9 protein-coding genes and 2 pseudogenes are annotated in these 15312 nt (G+C 61.7%); 7 read left to right on the forward strand and 4 right to left on the reverse strand.

Features of this window, described 5'->3' with window-relative positions; translation table 11 throughout:
* Positions 1 to 199: 199 nt before the first annotated feature.
* The gene (locus tag FHR22_RS17330) at positions 200 to 2488 is read right to left on the reverse strand and encodes a TonB-dependent receptor (protein WP_166944943.1); all 2289 of its coding nucleotides are present in this window, start codon (positions 2486 to 2488) and stop codon (positions 200 to 202) included.
* A gap of 250 nt (positions 2489 to 2738) precedes the next feature.
* On the opposite strand from FHR22_RS17330, the gene FHR22_RS17335 reads away from it, so the two are divergent.
* The 7 genes from FHR22_RS17335 to FHR22_RS17365 all read left to right on the forward strand — a co-directional run bounded on the left by FHR22_RS17335 (position 2739) and on the right by FHR22_RS17365 (position 11559).
* Positions 2739 to 3347, forward strand: coding sequence for a TetR/AcrR family transcriptional regulator (locus FHR22_RS17335; RefSeq protein WP_166944944.1), 609 nt, complete (start codon positions 2739 to 2741; stop codon positions 3345 to 3347).
* A 483-nt stretch (positions 3348 to 3830) separates the two neighbouring features.
* Entirely contained in the window at positions 3831 to 6092 is a 2262-nt protein-coding gene (locus FHR22_RS17340) for a DPP IV N-terminal domain-containing protein (RefSeq protein ID WP_166944945.1), read from the forward strand.
* Complete coding sequence (locus tag FHR22_RS17345; RefSeq protein ID WP_166944946.1) at positions 6089 to 7462, forward strand: spinster family MFS transporter; 1374 nt, start codon at positions 6089 to 6091, stop codon at positions 7460 to 7462. The genes FHR22_RS17340 and FHR22_RS17345 overlap by 4 nt, the downstream gene beginning before the upstream one ends.
* A gap of 13 nt (positions 7463 to 7475) precedes the next feature.
* Entirely contained in the window at positions 7476 to 9056 is a 1581-nt protein-coding gene (locus tag FHR22_RS17350; RefSeq protein ID WP_166944947.1) for a serine hydrolase domain-containing protein, read from the forward strand.
* Between the two features lie 93 nt (positions 9057 to 9149).
* Positions 9150 to 9857 carry an RraA family protein gene (locus tag FHR22_RS17355; protein WP_166944948.1) on the forward strand — a complete coding sequence of 236 codons (708 nt, stop codon included), beginning with the start codon at positions 9150 to 9152 and terminating at the stop codon, positions 9855 to 9857.
* A gap of 173 nt (positions 9858 to 10030) precedes the next feature.
* The gene (locus FHR22_RS17360) at positions 10031 to 11077 is read left to right on the forward strand and encodes a dipeptidase (RefSeq protein ID WP_166944949.1); all 1047 of its coding nucleotides are present in this window, start codon (positions 10031 to 10033) and stop codon (positions 11075 to 11077) included.
* Positions 11074 to 11559, forward strand: coding sequence for a hypothetical protein (locus tag FHR22_RS17365; protein WP_166944950.1), 486 nt, complete (start codon positions 11074 to 11076; stop codon positions 11557 to 11559). The genes FHR22_RS17360 and FHR22_RS17365 overlap by 4 nt, the downstream gene beginning before the upstream one ends.
* A 333-nt stretch (positions 11560 to 11892) precedes the next feature.
* Here the strand turns inward: FHR22_RS17365 and FHR22_RS22410 are convergent.
* The 3 genes and pseudogenes from FHR22_RS22410 to FHR22_RS17380 form a co-directional block, all read right to left on the reverse strand.
* Positions 11893 to 12313: pseudogene (locus tag FHR22_RS22410) on the reverse strand (IS110 family RNA-guided transposase); the annotation flags it as partial.
* 461 nt (positions 12314 to 12774) lie between these two features.
* Positions 12775 to 13008, reverse strand: a pseudogene (locus FHR22_RS22785) (glutathione S-transferase N-terminal domain-containing protein); the annotation flags it as partial.
* 60 nt (positions 13009 to 13068) lie between these two features.
* Positions 13069 to 15132, reverse strand: a complete 2064-nt coding sequence (locus FHR22_RS17380) for a beta-glucosidase (protein WP_243853800.1) — start codon at positions 15130 to 15132, stop codon at positions 13069 to 13071.
* Positions 15133 to 15312 lie beyond the last annotated feature (180 nt).

The following is a 15312-nucleotide window of genomic DNA, read 5'->3' on the forward strand; positions in this document are numbered from 1 at the left end:
GAGACAATATGCCGTCAATTCGCATGATGGCGATCATATGCGAGGTGGCTAGCCTGACGATGAGGGCAGAACCGGATCGTTCGAACTGGCCAGCGCACAAAGACGGGACCGGTATCGCCATGCAGGCAGGCGCCGCGCCGATGACTCCGCCGGCAAGCGCCGGATCGGAATGAACGCGATCCACCTGCCCGCCTTGGGATCAAAAATCCGCGCTCGCCGCGAGTACAAAGGTGCGCGGCCTGATGATGGTCGCATTCGACGGCAAGGCCGCACCGGTCGTCAGCGCATTGATCACGCCATTGCGATCGAAGATGTTCTCGGCGCGAAGCTGCAGATGATAGTTGCCGCGCCGGAGTCCGGCCCTGAGATCAACCGTCGTGATCGACGGCAGGCGCACATTGACGTCCGGACTGGACCCCGGATAGGCGGTGAACTTTTTCGCTTCGTACCGAAGCGTGCCACCGAATTCGGCTTCCAGATCCGCCGACAGCGGGACACGCTGATCTGCAACGAACGAGGCGGTCCACTTCGGATTGAGAGGCAGCGGGTCGCCCGCCCTCGCGCCGACCGAAGCGGTTGCCTGCGGGCTGATCCGCGTGATCCGTGCATCGGCGAAGCCGACGCTACCGCCCAGGGTCAGGTTTTTGGTCGGCGACAACGACACGCTGGCCTCGGCGCCGTCGACTTCGGCTTTGCCCGCGTTGGCGCCCAGGACCAGCGCGTTGTACACACCGGTGAGTTGCACATCCTTCCAGTCGATATGGAAGACCGACGCATCAAAAGTCAGTTTGCCACCGAGTGCGCTGCCCTTGAGGCCGGCTTCGTAGTTCCATACCGTGTCGGGGCGGATGCTCGTCTGCGCCCCGGGCGGCGGATTGGGATTGTTCTGGGCGATACCGGGACGAAAACCGCTGGCTGCACGAATGAATGCGCTGATCGTGCTGGTCGGTCGCCACCGCAGCGTCGCGAGATAGGTCACGACATTGTCGGTATGGTCGGTCACCTTCGGCGGAAGCGAAGGCGCGCCATAGAGCAACCCGCCGGATATCGACGCATTGTAGCTTTCGATGTGCGAATAGCGCAGGCCGCCTGTCACATCCAGGTCATCGGTGAAATAGAAGGTGGCATTGCCGAAAGCCGCGACTTCGTCGTACTTGCCGACCACGTCCGATCGCAGCAACAGGAAAGCGTCACCGGCCACTGGCGTCATGGTCGCGGCGTCGTAGGCATTGACGCGGACGGTACCGTCCTTCCTTTCGCGCGTTGCGAACGCCCCGGCCAGAAATTCGATCCGGCCGAGGCGGTCGGAAACGAAGCGCACCTCACCGGTCGTTTTTCCGATATCGATGTGGGTTGGAAGTGCCAATCCGGTCCCGGGGGCGTAGTCGAACAAGGGCAACAGGCTTGCAAATGGCCCGGTTGTGTCGCGATCGAAGTAACTCAGGCTTTTGTTGTAGCTACCGGTCGCGGTCAGCGTTCCGATCCCTACGTCATAGTCTATGGTCACCGCGACCGTCTTGTATTTCACCTCGGATCCGGCATCGAAGAACATATCATATTGCCGGGGGCCATAGATCGGATCGATCGTGCCGTGGGCGTTCGCCTGATAAGCATATCCGTCAGCGCTGATCCTCTGGATCTGCCCGGTTACATCGACCGAAAGATCGTCGGTAGGCGTCCAGCGCAGCGCGATGCGGGCGCCCACGCTTTCCCCGTCATTGACGTTCTTTTTGTTTGTGCCGACATTGTCGGTGAAGCCGGGAGCCTTGCGGTAGAAACCGGACACACGCGCCGCGAGTCGATCGACAACGATGGGAATGTTGAGTGTGGCCCGCGCCATGTAGCCACTGCCGCCGCCATCCACCGTTACTCCCTCGGCGCGGGCATTGCCGGCGAACCGCGACGCGTCCGCCTTCTTCGAGATGATCCGCACGACGCCGCCCAGGTTGGACGCCCCGTACAGCGTACCCTGCGGACCCTTCAATACTTCGATACTTTCGATGTCGGCCAGTTCCGGCTGCGGGGCGACATAGGAATTATTCCCGAACGGGATTTCGTCGAAATAGACCACCGATGTGGCAGATTGCGACCCCGCCCCCGTCGATAGGCCCCGTATGATCACCGTGCCGATGCCCGGATTGCCCTGGTCGCGAACGAGCAAGCCCGGTGTCAGCGTCGCGTAATCGCGGATCGTGTTCGCGCCTTGCTGCTCCAGGAAGTCGCTGCTCAGCACCGTAATCGCGGACGGTACGTCACGCAGCTTCTGCGAGCGCTTGCTCGCCGTCACGACAATGTCGCTATTCCCGCTGTCGGTCGCGGGAGATTGTGGACCATCTCCGTTCGTCTGGCGCATCCCGCCTTCCTGGACGGCCGTGCTCTGCGCATCGCCGGCTTCAGGCTTGGCCTGGTCGGCTCCGAGGTGCGCGTCGAGGGCGGTTTCGGACGCCCTGCCGGCGTCTCTGGCCTGCGCGGCGGTGGCGAATGCCATGAGGCACGCTCCGCAAGCCATGGTGGTGGTGAGCGTCCTTTTGGTCATTTTCAACCCCCTTGCGTCGAGATTTAGAACCCGATGATCCAGCTTGTCCTCAAATTTTCACAAAACGTATGTTCGTTTTTTATTCTTGGCAAGCAAATTATACACAGGTCTGTATTTTTGTATCTGGCGCGGCATTTTTGTATCGACCGCGGCGCCTAACTCGTTGCATAAGCCCCTTTTGCAAGTGTTCAGGGAGCAAGAGATGCCGAAGCGCGATGCCGCTTATATGGCCGGTCAGCGAGACCTGATCGCGCACGCGGCGTTCGAATGCCTGATCGACAAAGGCGTGGCCGATACGTCGATTCGCGACATTTGCGCCAAGGCCGGGATAAGCATCGGCGCCTTCTATACCCATTTCCCGGACAGGCAGCAGGCCATTTTCGCCGCTTGCGAAGACGATCTCGGATCGATTGTGGGTTGGGAGCCTTCGTCGAGCTGGCACGAATACAGCAATGCATTCGTCAGGGCATGGAACGACCTCGCCGCGCCGGGTTCGCGCGCCAGGAAGCGCCTGCGCCTGAATTTCCAGTTCGTGGGAGAACTCGCTCTATATGAGGGTGAATTTCCGGACTTGGCGGAAGTGAATGCCAAGTATTTTGCGGGAATGCGCGAAAGCCTCGAACGGATTCGCGCAAGAGGCGAGATCGATCTGCCTCTCGGATTGGAGCGTACGGTCCAGCTTCACGCCCGGCTTTATCATGGGTCCGCGCATGTCCTGATGCTTCGTGCCGAGCGCGATACGAGCGCTCTTTTGGACGATTTGCTCGCAGGCATTGCCGCCGTCGCCGGATATAAGGCGTCAGCCCCATAGCGCGACCGGCGAGCGGTCCGAGCGGGAGGCCCGGGCGTCGTCACGTGCTTTGCCGGCCCCCAATCATCCCTGTTGTACTGGGTCCGCGACTGTGAAAACCTGCCCCGGGCAGGTTTTGCCGAATTAGGCGCCGGTCGCCGCCACCTCCGAAGCGGGGCAAGAGCGGCGACCCGTTCGCAGCGCTGCCGCCCTGGCGGGCAGCCTTCGCAGCTTTTATGTCGGACACATCGCGCCAGAGATGACCGATGACAGGGCTGCCATCTGAAACTTTGGGATGACGGTCGGCGCGTCGCCGCGCGGGCCGCCACCCTTAAAACACAGACCTGTTTGGAATTCCCTTGCCAAGGATAAAAAGCGAACCTACGTTCTCTTTATCTGAACTGACATGGAGTCTAACGGGCGTGTTCAATCAGCCAGGCGAAGCATTGCGGCCCGCAGTCGCACGAGAATCGCGATCGCGCCGCTGCGAGCGGAGGTGCTGCGGTGCACTCTGAAGACGAATTTGCGTCCTTTGAGCAGGTTCTCGGCTGGTCGCACGCGATCCAGAGCAGGCGTGTCGCCGCGAACTGGATGCGAGATGGGCGATTCTGGTTTTCGGAAGGGGCGGGCCCTGATGCCGTTCTCAAGATATGCGATCCCAAGGATGGCAGTGTCGTCGACCTGATCGACATCGAGCGCGCGCGCATTTCGCTGCAGCGCCTGACCGGTCACGCACCGTCAGGTCATGGTTTGCCGTTCGAGGCGATGTCGCTTTCCGGGGATTGCGGCGTGCGCTTCACTTACGGCGGCCAAAACTACGAACTCGATCTTGAGACCTATTGCATTGCGCCGATGCAATCGCTCAACCGGACCGACGCCTGGTTGGCGGCCCTGTCGCAATCACCGACCGCTCCGGGAACCTTCACCCGGCCCAACTGCTTCGGCAATCGCTGGAGCGCGCCGGAAGCCGCGTCACCCGACGGCCGCTGGTTCCTTTCCCTGCGCGATCATAACCTTTGCTTGCGGGGCGCGGACGACGGGCAGATCGAATTTCTCACGAGCGATGGCGAAGAGTTCCATGAGTGGGATGTCGAAACGCCAAGCTCGCTGCTCGGCGGCGTGGTGCGCGACACGGTCTCCTCCTGGTCCCCCGATAGCCTGCGATTCTTTGCGACGAAATTCGACGCGCGGGCCACCGCGCCCATCAGCCGCACGCACATGCTCGGGTATCGCGATTCGGTCGAATGGCTCAGAATGGCTCGCGCGGGTGACGCCCTGCCGACGTATGAGCCGTTTGTCGTCGATGTACTGAGCCGCCGGCCGGTACGGATCAATGTCGAAATCGCGGATCGGTTCATCCTCTTCATCGGTTGGCACGAATCCGGTCGGGAAGTTTATTTTGCTCAATTCTCGCGGGATTTCCGGACCGGAACCCTGTTTGGCGCCGATCCGGCGACGGGCGCCGTCCGGGCGATATTTTCCGAAACGGCCGAAACCTTCGTGCGCATCCAGCACGACGTCATATGCGGTCGCAGCGGTTGCACGATCCTGCCGAATGACCTGGGCTTCCTCTGGGAGTCCGAGCGCGACGGATGGAAGCACCTGTATCACTACGCTCTCGATGGCACGTTGCGGAATCAGGTCACCTGCGGTGACTGGCCGGTATGCGAGGTTCAGGGAGTCGATGCCGAAGCCGGCCTGGTCTATTTTACGGCGCACCATGATCAGGCACGGCCTTACGATACCCATTTGTGTCGCGCGCCGCTTGCCGGAGGCCGAGCCGAACGCCTGACGGAAGGTGAAGGCGTTCACGAGATCCAGCTGTCCCCGGATTCCGGTTGTTTCGTAACGACCGTTTCGCGGCCGGACAGCGGACCGCAAAGTTCCGTATGCAACAATGACGGCCGCGTTCTGCATCGCTTTCCCGGTACCGACCTCACCAAGCTGAGGGCGGCCGGGTGGACGGCGCCCGAGCAATTCTGCGTCAAGGCCGCCGATGGCGAGACCGATCTCTGGGGCCTTTTGTTCAAGCCGCGCGATTTCGATCCCGCCAAGCGTTATCCGGTGGTCGAATATATCTACGGCGGGCCGCAGATGGCCTGTGTTCCGCATTATTTCGAAACCGAAAACCGCAGTATGCTGACGCTCAAACATGCGCTTCCGCAACTCGGCTATGTTGTGGTGACGCTCGACGCCCGGGGCACACCGGAACGTTCGAAGGCGTTCCACGATGCGGTTTACCAGGACTGGCGGCGCCACGTTACGGCCGACCACGCCGCGGCACTGCGCAACCTGGCAAAGGATCGTCCGTGGATGGACATGGATCGTGTCGGGATCTGGGGACATTCCTGGGGTGGTTACTACACAATCGCCAATCTTCTCGACGCGCCGGATCTTTACAAGGCGGGAGTGGCATCGGCGCCCGGGCTCGACTGCTACAGCGTTTTCCTGAGCGAGCCTTATCTGGGCGGGGTTCCCGGCGAGCAGACCAAGTCAGCCTATGACGACGCGGACGTCATTACCGAGGCGTCTCGTCTGAAGGGAGAACTGATGCTGGCTGCCGGCACCAACGATGTCGCCATGTGGCACGATGCGGTCAAGATGAGCGATGCGCTCATAAAATCCGGCAAACAGCACGAATTCGTTATTTTACCCGAGCAATATCATGCATATGGAAAGATCAGTAAACAATATCTAACAGAAAAAATCGTCCGCTTTTTTGCGGCGAACTTACAAGCTGCTACATCAGCGGCGCCGTCTTCATGACAGGCGGCAATTATAAATTCTATATGCTCGGGGTCCTTGTGGTCATCCAGGCATTCACGACGATCGACAACGTCGTGATCGGCTTCGTGCTCCAGTCGATCAAGCTCGACCTGAATCTGAGCGATACCGAACTCGGATTCCTGTCGGGGATGGCATTCGCGCTGTTCTATTCGATCATGGGGTTGCCCATCGCCCGCTGGGCGGACCGCGGCAATCGCGTCATCATCATAACAGCCGCCATGTCGATCTGGAGCGTCATGGTCTCGTTGTGCGGGCTGGCATCGAATTTCGTGCAACTTCTACTCTGTCGTGTTGGCCTGGCGGTGGGCGAGGCGGGATGTTCGCCGACCGCCAATTCGTTGATCGCAGATTATTTCGGTCGCGCCGAGCGCCCTCGTGCCGCCAGTATTTTCATGCTGGGTTCGAGCATCGGCATGTTCTTCGGCTATCTGGCTGCGGGTTGGATTACCGAAGCCTATGGCTGGCGCGTCACCTTCATCGCGATGGGACTTCCCGGTCTGGTGCCCGCCGTTCTGGCCGCATTGATGTTGCGCGAGCCCCGTCGACAAACCAAAATATCGGCGGCACCTGTCGAGCAACCGTCGTTGCGTGACGTATTCAGCACGTTGTGGCGCAGCCATAGCTTTCGCAACTTGTTCTTTTGCTGGTCTGTCGCGTCCTTCTTCGGCACGGGCCTGGGGCAATGGGCGCCGACCTTCTTCATCCGGAGCTTTGGCCTGAACACCGGCGAATTGGGCGCCTGGTTTGCCGCGATTTACGGTGTCGGAGGTGCGCTAGGCGTCTATTCGGGCGGATATCTGGCAACGCGCTTCGCGGCGCAGAACGAGCGTCTTCAGCTGACGGGGATGGCGCTCGTCTACGGTTTCTGCGGGGTCACCGCCGCACTCAGCTATCTGTCCTACAATGTCTATCTGACATTCGCCCTCCTGGCTGTCGGACACCTTGCTGGTTACACGATCGCCGGCCCCCTGTACGCGACGGTCCAATCACTGGTGCACCCGCGGATGCGCGCGGCCGCCTTTGCAATCCTGCTGCTCTTTTCGAACCTGATCGGCCTCGGGCTGGGTCCGCTGGCTGCGGGCGCCCTCAGCGATGTGCTGAATCCGTGGCTGGGGCAAGAATCCCTGCGTTACGCGCTGCTCATGCTCACCCCGGGCTATCTCTGGTGCGGCTGGCATGTGTGGCTCGCCAGGAAAACCGTCGCGGAAGACGTCACGACGATCGAAGCCGCCCAGCTGGGGCAAGCGGAGTCCGGCGCTGGCGCGATGACCGCCGAAGCCGGTCTGTCCACAAAGCCCCTCGACCCCCTGGCAGCCAGCTTGGCTGCGAATGCCCCGAAATCCCAGTAACAGGAGGTCGCTTATGGGCGATGACAAGTTCAGGATCGAATTCGACGAAAAGGCGATCGATGCGATCTTTGCGAATGTGGACCAAGGCCATGGGGCCGGTTGCGCGGCAGGGATCGCGATCGGCGGAACACCGGTTTACCGCAAGGGGTTCGGTCTGGCGAACATGGAGCTGCCGATCGTCCTTTCTCCGGCGACGCGGATGTCGATCGGTTCCATCACCAAGCATTTCACCTGTCTGGCTTTCATGCTCCTGGTCGAGGAAGGCCGGGCCAGCCTCGACGATATGGCGGGAAAACATCTGCCCGACCTGCACCCGCTAACCCATCGCGTCACCATGCTTCAGTTGATGGGGCATCTGGGGGGGCTGCGAGATGCCTACGACATCATCTCGCTGTTCAGTGGCGTCGGCAATCAAGTCACAGCCGCCGAAACCCTGTCGATCTATCGCGACATCGATGACGTGAACGCCGACCCCGGGACGAGCTTCAGCTATAACAACGGCGCCTATGTCATCCTGGCCGCGATCATCGAAAAGGTCAGCGGGCAAGACTTTCGCGACGTGCTGCGACAGCGTATTTTCGAACCCGTCGGCCTTCACGATACGCTCTTGCGGTCGTTCGAACTTGAATTCCTCGTCGGTGCAGCGACGCTCCATGCAATGGGGCCCAATGGCGTGTTCCAGAAGGGCCATCGTTTTCTGGAAGGCGGCGGGCAAGGCGGCATATACTCCACCGTCGACGACATGCTGCGTTGGCTCCGGCACATGGATGCGCCGACCGTCGGCAGCCCGGAAACATGGCGGCTCATGACCACGCCGATGACGCTATCGAACGGAACCTCGACCGGCTATGGCATGGGTCTCATCGCCTCCGATTATCGCGGGGTTGGCACCATTCATCACAGCGGCGGCGTCGTCGGCGGTAACGCCCAGATGACGAAGGTTCCCGGCGCCGGTCTCGACATCGTGGTCATGGTCAACCGGGACGACGTCATTGCTCCCCGGCTGGTGCACCAGATCATGGATGCCTGCTTGCCCGGACTCGATGCGCGGCGCGCGGTGGCGTCCGGCGCAATTCGGCAGGGCGTGTTCCGTTCGAACCGGTCGGGCCGCGTCGCCGAGCTGTTCGAACGCGGCGGCGAGCAGATCGTGGCGGTGGACGGCATCGACATGATATATGCCGCTGCCGACGAGACGCATCTCTACCCTGCAGCCGTGGGCGTTCCCGATCGCCAGTCGATCGTCTTGATCGGTGATGGCAAGACCCCCTCTGCGCTGAAGCTGAACGAATTCGGTCGATCCGACCTGCTCGAGAAGGTGCAACCCGCGACCGCGAGCGATCCGCAGGAAATCGCTGGCCGATATCGCTGCGAGAAGACAGGGGCCGATGTCTTCCTATCCAGTAATGCCGAAATGTGGTCGGAAGGTCGTTTCGGCACGGCGCACTACAAGCTGGCACCCATCGCGGAGAATATCTGGCGAGGGCGGCTGGAGGGGACGACGCCGGTGGACGCGATCCTGGCATTCGCCGATGGCTCGAAGACGCTCGAATTTTCGGGCGGGGGCATGCGCCCGATGACGTTTCAGCGTGTGTGACCGGGCCGGGACACGCCGGCCGATGCATCCCGCCCTGCGCCCCGACGCGCGCCCCGAAACACATGTCGTCAATCGAACGAGGGTAACCACAGCATGAATGATGCGCAGATATCATGGCCGCCGGGATATGAGATTCTCCCCCGTCGATCGTCCTTGCCGCCGGATGTGATCGAAGCATTCCGCAATGTCCCCACCGCGCATGCATCGGATTGCATGGGCCGGTGCGTCGGCGCGATCGGCCTGTCTGCGCTTCACGGGCATTCGCCGATGTGCGGCATCGCCGTGACGGTGCGAACGCGGCCAGGCGATAACCTGATGATCCATAAAGCGCTGGAAATCGCTGAAGCGGGAGACGTCCTCGTCATCGATGGCGGCGGCGCCCTGAATCAGGCCGTGTTCGGCGGGCAGATGCGCGCCACCGCAATGTCGAAAGGGCTCGCCGGGGTCGTCGTCGATGGCGCAGTTCGCGATTTGGTCGAGCTGGCCGCGGGCGGTTTGGCGTGCTTCGCCAAGGGCGTGAACCATCGCGGGCCCAGCAAGGATGGACCAGGCGAAATCAACGTGCCGGTTTCGTGCGCAGCTATGGTCGTCAATCCCGGCGATCTGATCCTGGGCGATCCCGACGGCGTGATCTGTATCCCGGCGGCCGATGCCGCGGCTCTGCTGCCGCTCGTCCGCGAACATGCGTTGAAAGAAGAAAGAATGATGAAGGCGATTGCCGAAGGAAAGACCGACCCCGATCAATTCAACGCAATCCTGCGTCGAAAAGGCATTCCGGAGTCCGCGCTGCACACGCGCTGAACCGCGACCGGCTTTCGTCCGTACAGGCAAATGAGCCCGCAGATAGCGGCATTTTAGGACTGGCGGCAAAACGAGGTTTGAAGGGTGCCGCCTCTTTCAGGCGGCGGTGCTCGGCGGGGCACAGATATTTTCTGTAGTTTTGGCAATGGCAGTATTTTCGGGAAAATGACGTGATGGAACCTGGAATTGACATCGATCCGGCGTCAGCGGACCTCATCGCTTCAGCCGCGGTCTGGGACATGACCGTGCCGTGGTCGCCGGAGGACCGGAACTGGGACCTGGATATTCTCCGCCGCTTCCACCGCGAAGGATTTACGTTCCTATCCCTGACCCTGACGGACTGGCCCGCGACATACGAAGGAACGATCGGCACGATCCACCGGTTCAAGGAACTGGTTGCCGCCGAAGCGTCCGATTGGCTGTGTTTCGCATCCTCGGTATCCGAAATCGACCGCGCTCGACAAAAAGGACGGCTCGCGCTCGGGATCCATATCCAGGAAACGCTGCCGGTCGCCATGGACCTCTCGCGGCTCGCAACGCTCCATGCGCTGGGCGTTCGCCACATGCTCCTGGCCTACAATATCCGCAATTTCGTCGCCGACGGATGCGCTGAAGTGGCCAATGCCGGGCTGAGCAATTTCGGCCGCAAGCTGGTGCAGGAGATGAACCGTATCGGGATGGTCGTCGACTGTTCCCATTCCGGACGCCGCTCCACTCTGGAAGCGATGGAGATCAGCGAGCGGCCACCGATCTTTTCGCACTCGGGGGTTTACAAGCTGGTTCCCCACATCCGGAACATCCACGACGATCAGATCCGGGCGTGCGCTGCGAAGCGCGGCGTGATCGGCGTTGTCGGCGTCGGATCGTTTCTGGGCGATATGGAGGCGCGAACGGAAAGCTGGTTCCGCCATATCGATTACCTCGTGTCGATGGTCGGGCCCGACCATGTCGGTCTTGCCACCGACAATGTCGCTTCGCGCGAATTGCGCGATGCGATCGCCAAGGACGCGTATCAAAAATATGGCATAACGCCGTGGCCCGAACCCGGAATCGGTTGGCCGAACCCGACCGGAACGCAGCTTCCCAGCGGAAGCGCCGGCATTCAGCCGGAACAATTGTCGGAACTCGTGGAAACGATGCTCGGCCACGGTTACCCTGCGTCTGCGGTTGTTGGCATTCTCGGTGCCAATTTTCGCCGCGTCTATGCTGCGGCAGAATGACCGCGGCGCCCGATCATCAAGCGGCGAAGGCTCGATTGACTGACGTCATGGATGTTCAGGCAGAGCTTGGCGTCGAGATGAATGCGCCCCGCTCCATCGTCTGGGAAAGGGTCATCAGTCTTTCCGACCGACCGACCCTGAAGTCCTGGTCGCCATTGACCGGGAACTGGCCGTCCGAAACGGCGTCCGCCCGAGTGGTGATGGACAAGGGCACAGACATGATCCGTACCGAAACGATCGTGAAGATGGTTCCCAACGAGCGCTTCCTGCTCAAGGTCGAAGCGCCCGATTCGGGAATTCTGGCGTGGTTGGACCATATGCTCTGCAATTCCGCTCAAGGGTGTAAACTGACCATGAGCGTCATCGTCTCGGTCAAGGCACCAGACGCGAGCATGGATCGCAATGCCTATATTGCGGCAACCATCGATGCACTGGAGCAAACCCTCATGGCCTATCGCGCGCAGGTCGCCGAGCAGCTCTGATCGACTTCACGATAGCGCTTCCGCCGGCAATGCATGGGTGTTGAACGGCGGCGCAACGCCGATGCTATAAATTCTCGGAAAGTCGGGGCGGGCAAGCGCGCACCAGTTCGCATGGACAAGGGGTACCCGGGATGGTCGACAACCGCAGCGCGACCTCGTCGCTACGCTGGAGTGCTGCCAGCCGAAGTTCGATCGCGTGAAGTCGCGCATGGATGTCGAGCGCTTGCTGCGAGAGCATCCCTACGATCATTGCTGCGTCGTCAGGCACCTCCGGGGTGCGCTCGCTGTCGACGATCTGCCGTGCCATGATCAGCGCGCGATCCCGCCCTTCCGGGATGACGATCCCAAAATCGGCGAGCAGACTTCGGATCATGTTTATCAGCTGCGTTCGCTGCCCGACGAGCAGGCTGCGACTACGATACAGCGTCAGCGCTGCCTGCTGCTCGCGCGACTTAACCGCGACATAGCGCATCGTCGGCCGCGTGATCGCTTCACAGATCGCTTCCGCATCGACAGCATCGTTCTTCCCACGCTTCACATAGGGCTGGCATCAGCCGCACCTCGTGCCCGAGTGCGGTCAGTTCGCGCGCCCAATGGTGCAACGTGCCGCAGGCCTCGATGCCAACAAGACACGGCCCCGCCTTCGTGAAGAAGGGCAGAAGCTGAGCACGGCGAAGCGTCTTTCGCACAACGACATCGCCCGCTGCATCAACTGCGTGAACCTAAAAACATTCTGGGCCAGGTCGAGGCCGATCCTAGATGCCGTAAGCGGGAGCCATCCACCTCATCCGCTTTGGATTTGCATGCAACCATAAGCGGCCGTTCGCCGCTCGCCCGATCAGTCGGTTCCTCGGCCCATGGTTCGATCCTGACCATAGCTCGCTCGTACAAGTCCGACGCCGTCAGAATGGCCAGCCATTCGCACACGCGCTGCTGCGCACAGGCCGCGAACCAAGCCGCATCGACCCCGGCGAACTGCCGCACAAAGGGAAAGAGCGCGATATCGTTAAACCCCGGCTTCACACCGCCGAGATAATCCCCGTCCGCGAGGCGCGTGTCGAGTTCCACCAGAATCGCCAACCCTGCCGCGCGGTGCGCCAGCGGATCGGCATCGTATCGCCCGGCATATTTGTAGCGGTCGAGATGATGCTTGAACGCGCCGTCGAACAGGGCGACCAGTTCTGCGTCGGCGCGCCCGCGCCAGTTCTCGGGGTCGTTCTGCGCCAAGGCCCAGCGCATGATATCGATGCTCTCGTCGATCACCGTCCCGTCCGCCAGCACGAGCACTGGCACGGTCCCCTTGGGCGACGCGGCCAGCATGGCGGCGGGTTTTTTGCGCAGCAGCACCTCGCGATGCGCATAGGCGGTGCCACTCACGAGCAACGCCATCCGCGCGCGCATCGCATAGGGACAGCGACGAAAGCTGTAGAGGATCGGGCCATCGGGCATAGCGGCACCATAGGACGGCGAGCCGCATCATGCCAGTTGGCAGCCCGAAACGGGGGCAGCCTAATCCTGCCAGACGCGTTCTTTCAGGGAAACGGTGACCGGGGTGGAAAGCGCCTCTGCACTCTCCCCTAAGGCAAAGCGATAATCGCCTTTTGCGATCGTCCAGCCGGCACCGTTCCAGTCGGCAAGCAAACGCGGCTCGATCGTCATTTCGATCACCTTTTCGGTTCCCGGTGCCAGCTCGACGCGCTGGAAACCGACCAGTCGCCGCATCGCCTGGCCATTGCGTGAAACCAGATAAAGCTGGGCAACCGTCGCTCCCGCGCGGTCGCCGGTATTGCGCACCGTCAGGCTTGCCTCGGTGCCGTCCGTCTTGAGCTTCTGCGCAGTGAAGCTCGTATAGGAAAGGCCGTGACCGAAGGAAAAGAGCGGCTTGATCCCCTGCCGCGCGTTCCAGCGATAGCCGACATCCGAACCTTCGTTCATTCGCACCGTCACATGCGTGTGCTCTGGCGTGCCATAGCTTGGGATCGTTGGACGCGGCAGCGTTTCCGTCGTGGCCGGAAAGCTGACGGGCAGCCGGCCCGACGGATTGACCTTGCCGGTCAGCACATCGGCGATGGCCGCGGCGCCCTCCTGCCCCGGATACCAGGCCGCAACGACCGCCTTCACCTTGGCGAGCCAGGGCATGGCGACGGGATTGCCGGTCTCGAGGACCACGATGGTATTGGGGTTGGCTGCCACCGTCGCTTCGATGATCGCATCCTGACCGCCGGGAAGCGAAAGATCCGGGGAATCGAAGCCTTCGGCCTCATATTTGCTGACGAAGACGATGACGACGTCGGAGCGTGCGGCCAGTGCCGCGGCGTCCTGCGGATAGAGTCCGGGATCGAAGCCGACATGTGCCTTGGGCAGTGCCTCCTTCAACGCCGCCAGCGGCGCGCCCGCGAACCAGCGCTCGATCCGCCACGCCCCGATTGATCCTTCGCCGCCGCCCACGGGCACCGATGCCGCCCAGCCGCGGGGCGGCAAGCCCTGCGACGATCCGCCACCCGAAAGAACGCCGACATGGGCATTGCGGCCGATCACCGCGACCGACGCAACATTGGCGGCGAGCGGCAGGGCATTGCCGTCATTCTTGAGCAGCACGATGCCTTGCTGCGCGACCTGTCGCGCGATTTGCGCGTGCGCGTCCATGTCGACCGCGGGCGCCGGTGCCGCATCGACAAGGCCGCTTGCCTTCATCGAGCGGAGGATGCGCCGGACCATGTCGGACAGGCGTTCGCGGGACAGGCTGCCGTCGGCAAGCTTTGCCTTCAGCGGCGCGTCGAACCATATCTGCTTGTCGAGCTGCTCGCCCGCCTGTTGGTCGAGGCCCTTGATTGCAAAATCGGCCCCCGATACCGCGCCCCAGTCGGACATTACCCAGCCCTTGTAGCGCCAGTCGCGCTTCAGCACCGTGTTGATCAGATGATCGTTCCCGCACGCCTTTTCACCGTTGACGATATTATAGGCGCACATGACCGATCCCGGCCGACCGCGTTCGATGGCGATCTGGAAGGCAAGCAGGTCGCTTTCGCGATGCGCTTCGTCGTCGATCTCGGCATTCCAGGTGTGGCGGTTGGTTTCGTTCGAGTTAAGCGAGAAATGCTTTACCGTCGACACGACACCCGCCGATTGCGCGCCCCGGACCGCCGCGGCGCCCATGACGCCCGACAACAGCGGGTCTTCCGAAATATATTCGAAGTTACGCCCATTGCGCGGATCGCGGACAAGGTTGATGCCGCCGCCGAGCAGGACATTGAAGCCCTTGGCGCGCGCTTCGCTCGCAACCAGCTTCGCACCCGCAAACGCCAGGTCGGGATTGAAGGTCGCGCCGATCGCAAGGCCGGCGGGCAAGGCCGTCGCCGTATCGCCCTTGCGAATGCCAAAAGGATTGGTGACGCCAAGGCTGGCATCGGTCGCGCGCTGCGACGGGATGCCGAGGCGTGGTACCCCCGCGACATAGCCGGCCCCGAAAATCACATCCTTGGGCCATTTCGCCTGCAGTTCGGGATTGGCGTAGGGGCCGATCGGAATCGGCATGAAGCCGTGGAGCATCGAGAAACGCTCGTCATCGGTCATCTGTGCTTCGATTTTTGCCGCCCATTCGTCGGCGGCCGCCTCTACGCGCGTGTCCGCCGCTTTATCCTGAGCTGAAGCCGTCGTCGTTATAGCCCCCAAAAACATCGCCAGCGCTGTCGTCGCATATAGGCCTCGCATCATCTCGCTCCCCCGTTATTTTTGATTTGTTTCTGCCTGTCG

The organism is Sphingopyxis panaciterrae (genome assembly GCF_011762125.1).
GTDB lineage: Bacteria > Pseudomonadota > Alphaproteobacteria > Sphingomonadales > Sphingomonadaceae > Sphingopyxis > Sphingopyxis panaciterrae.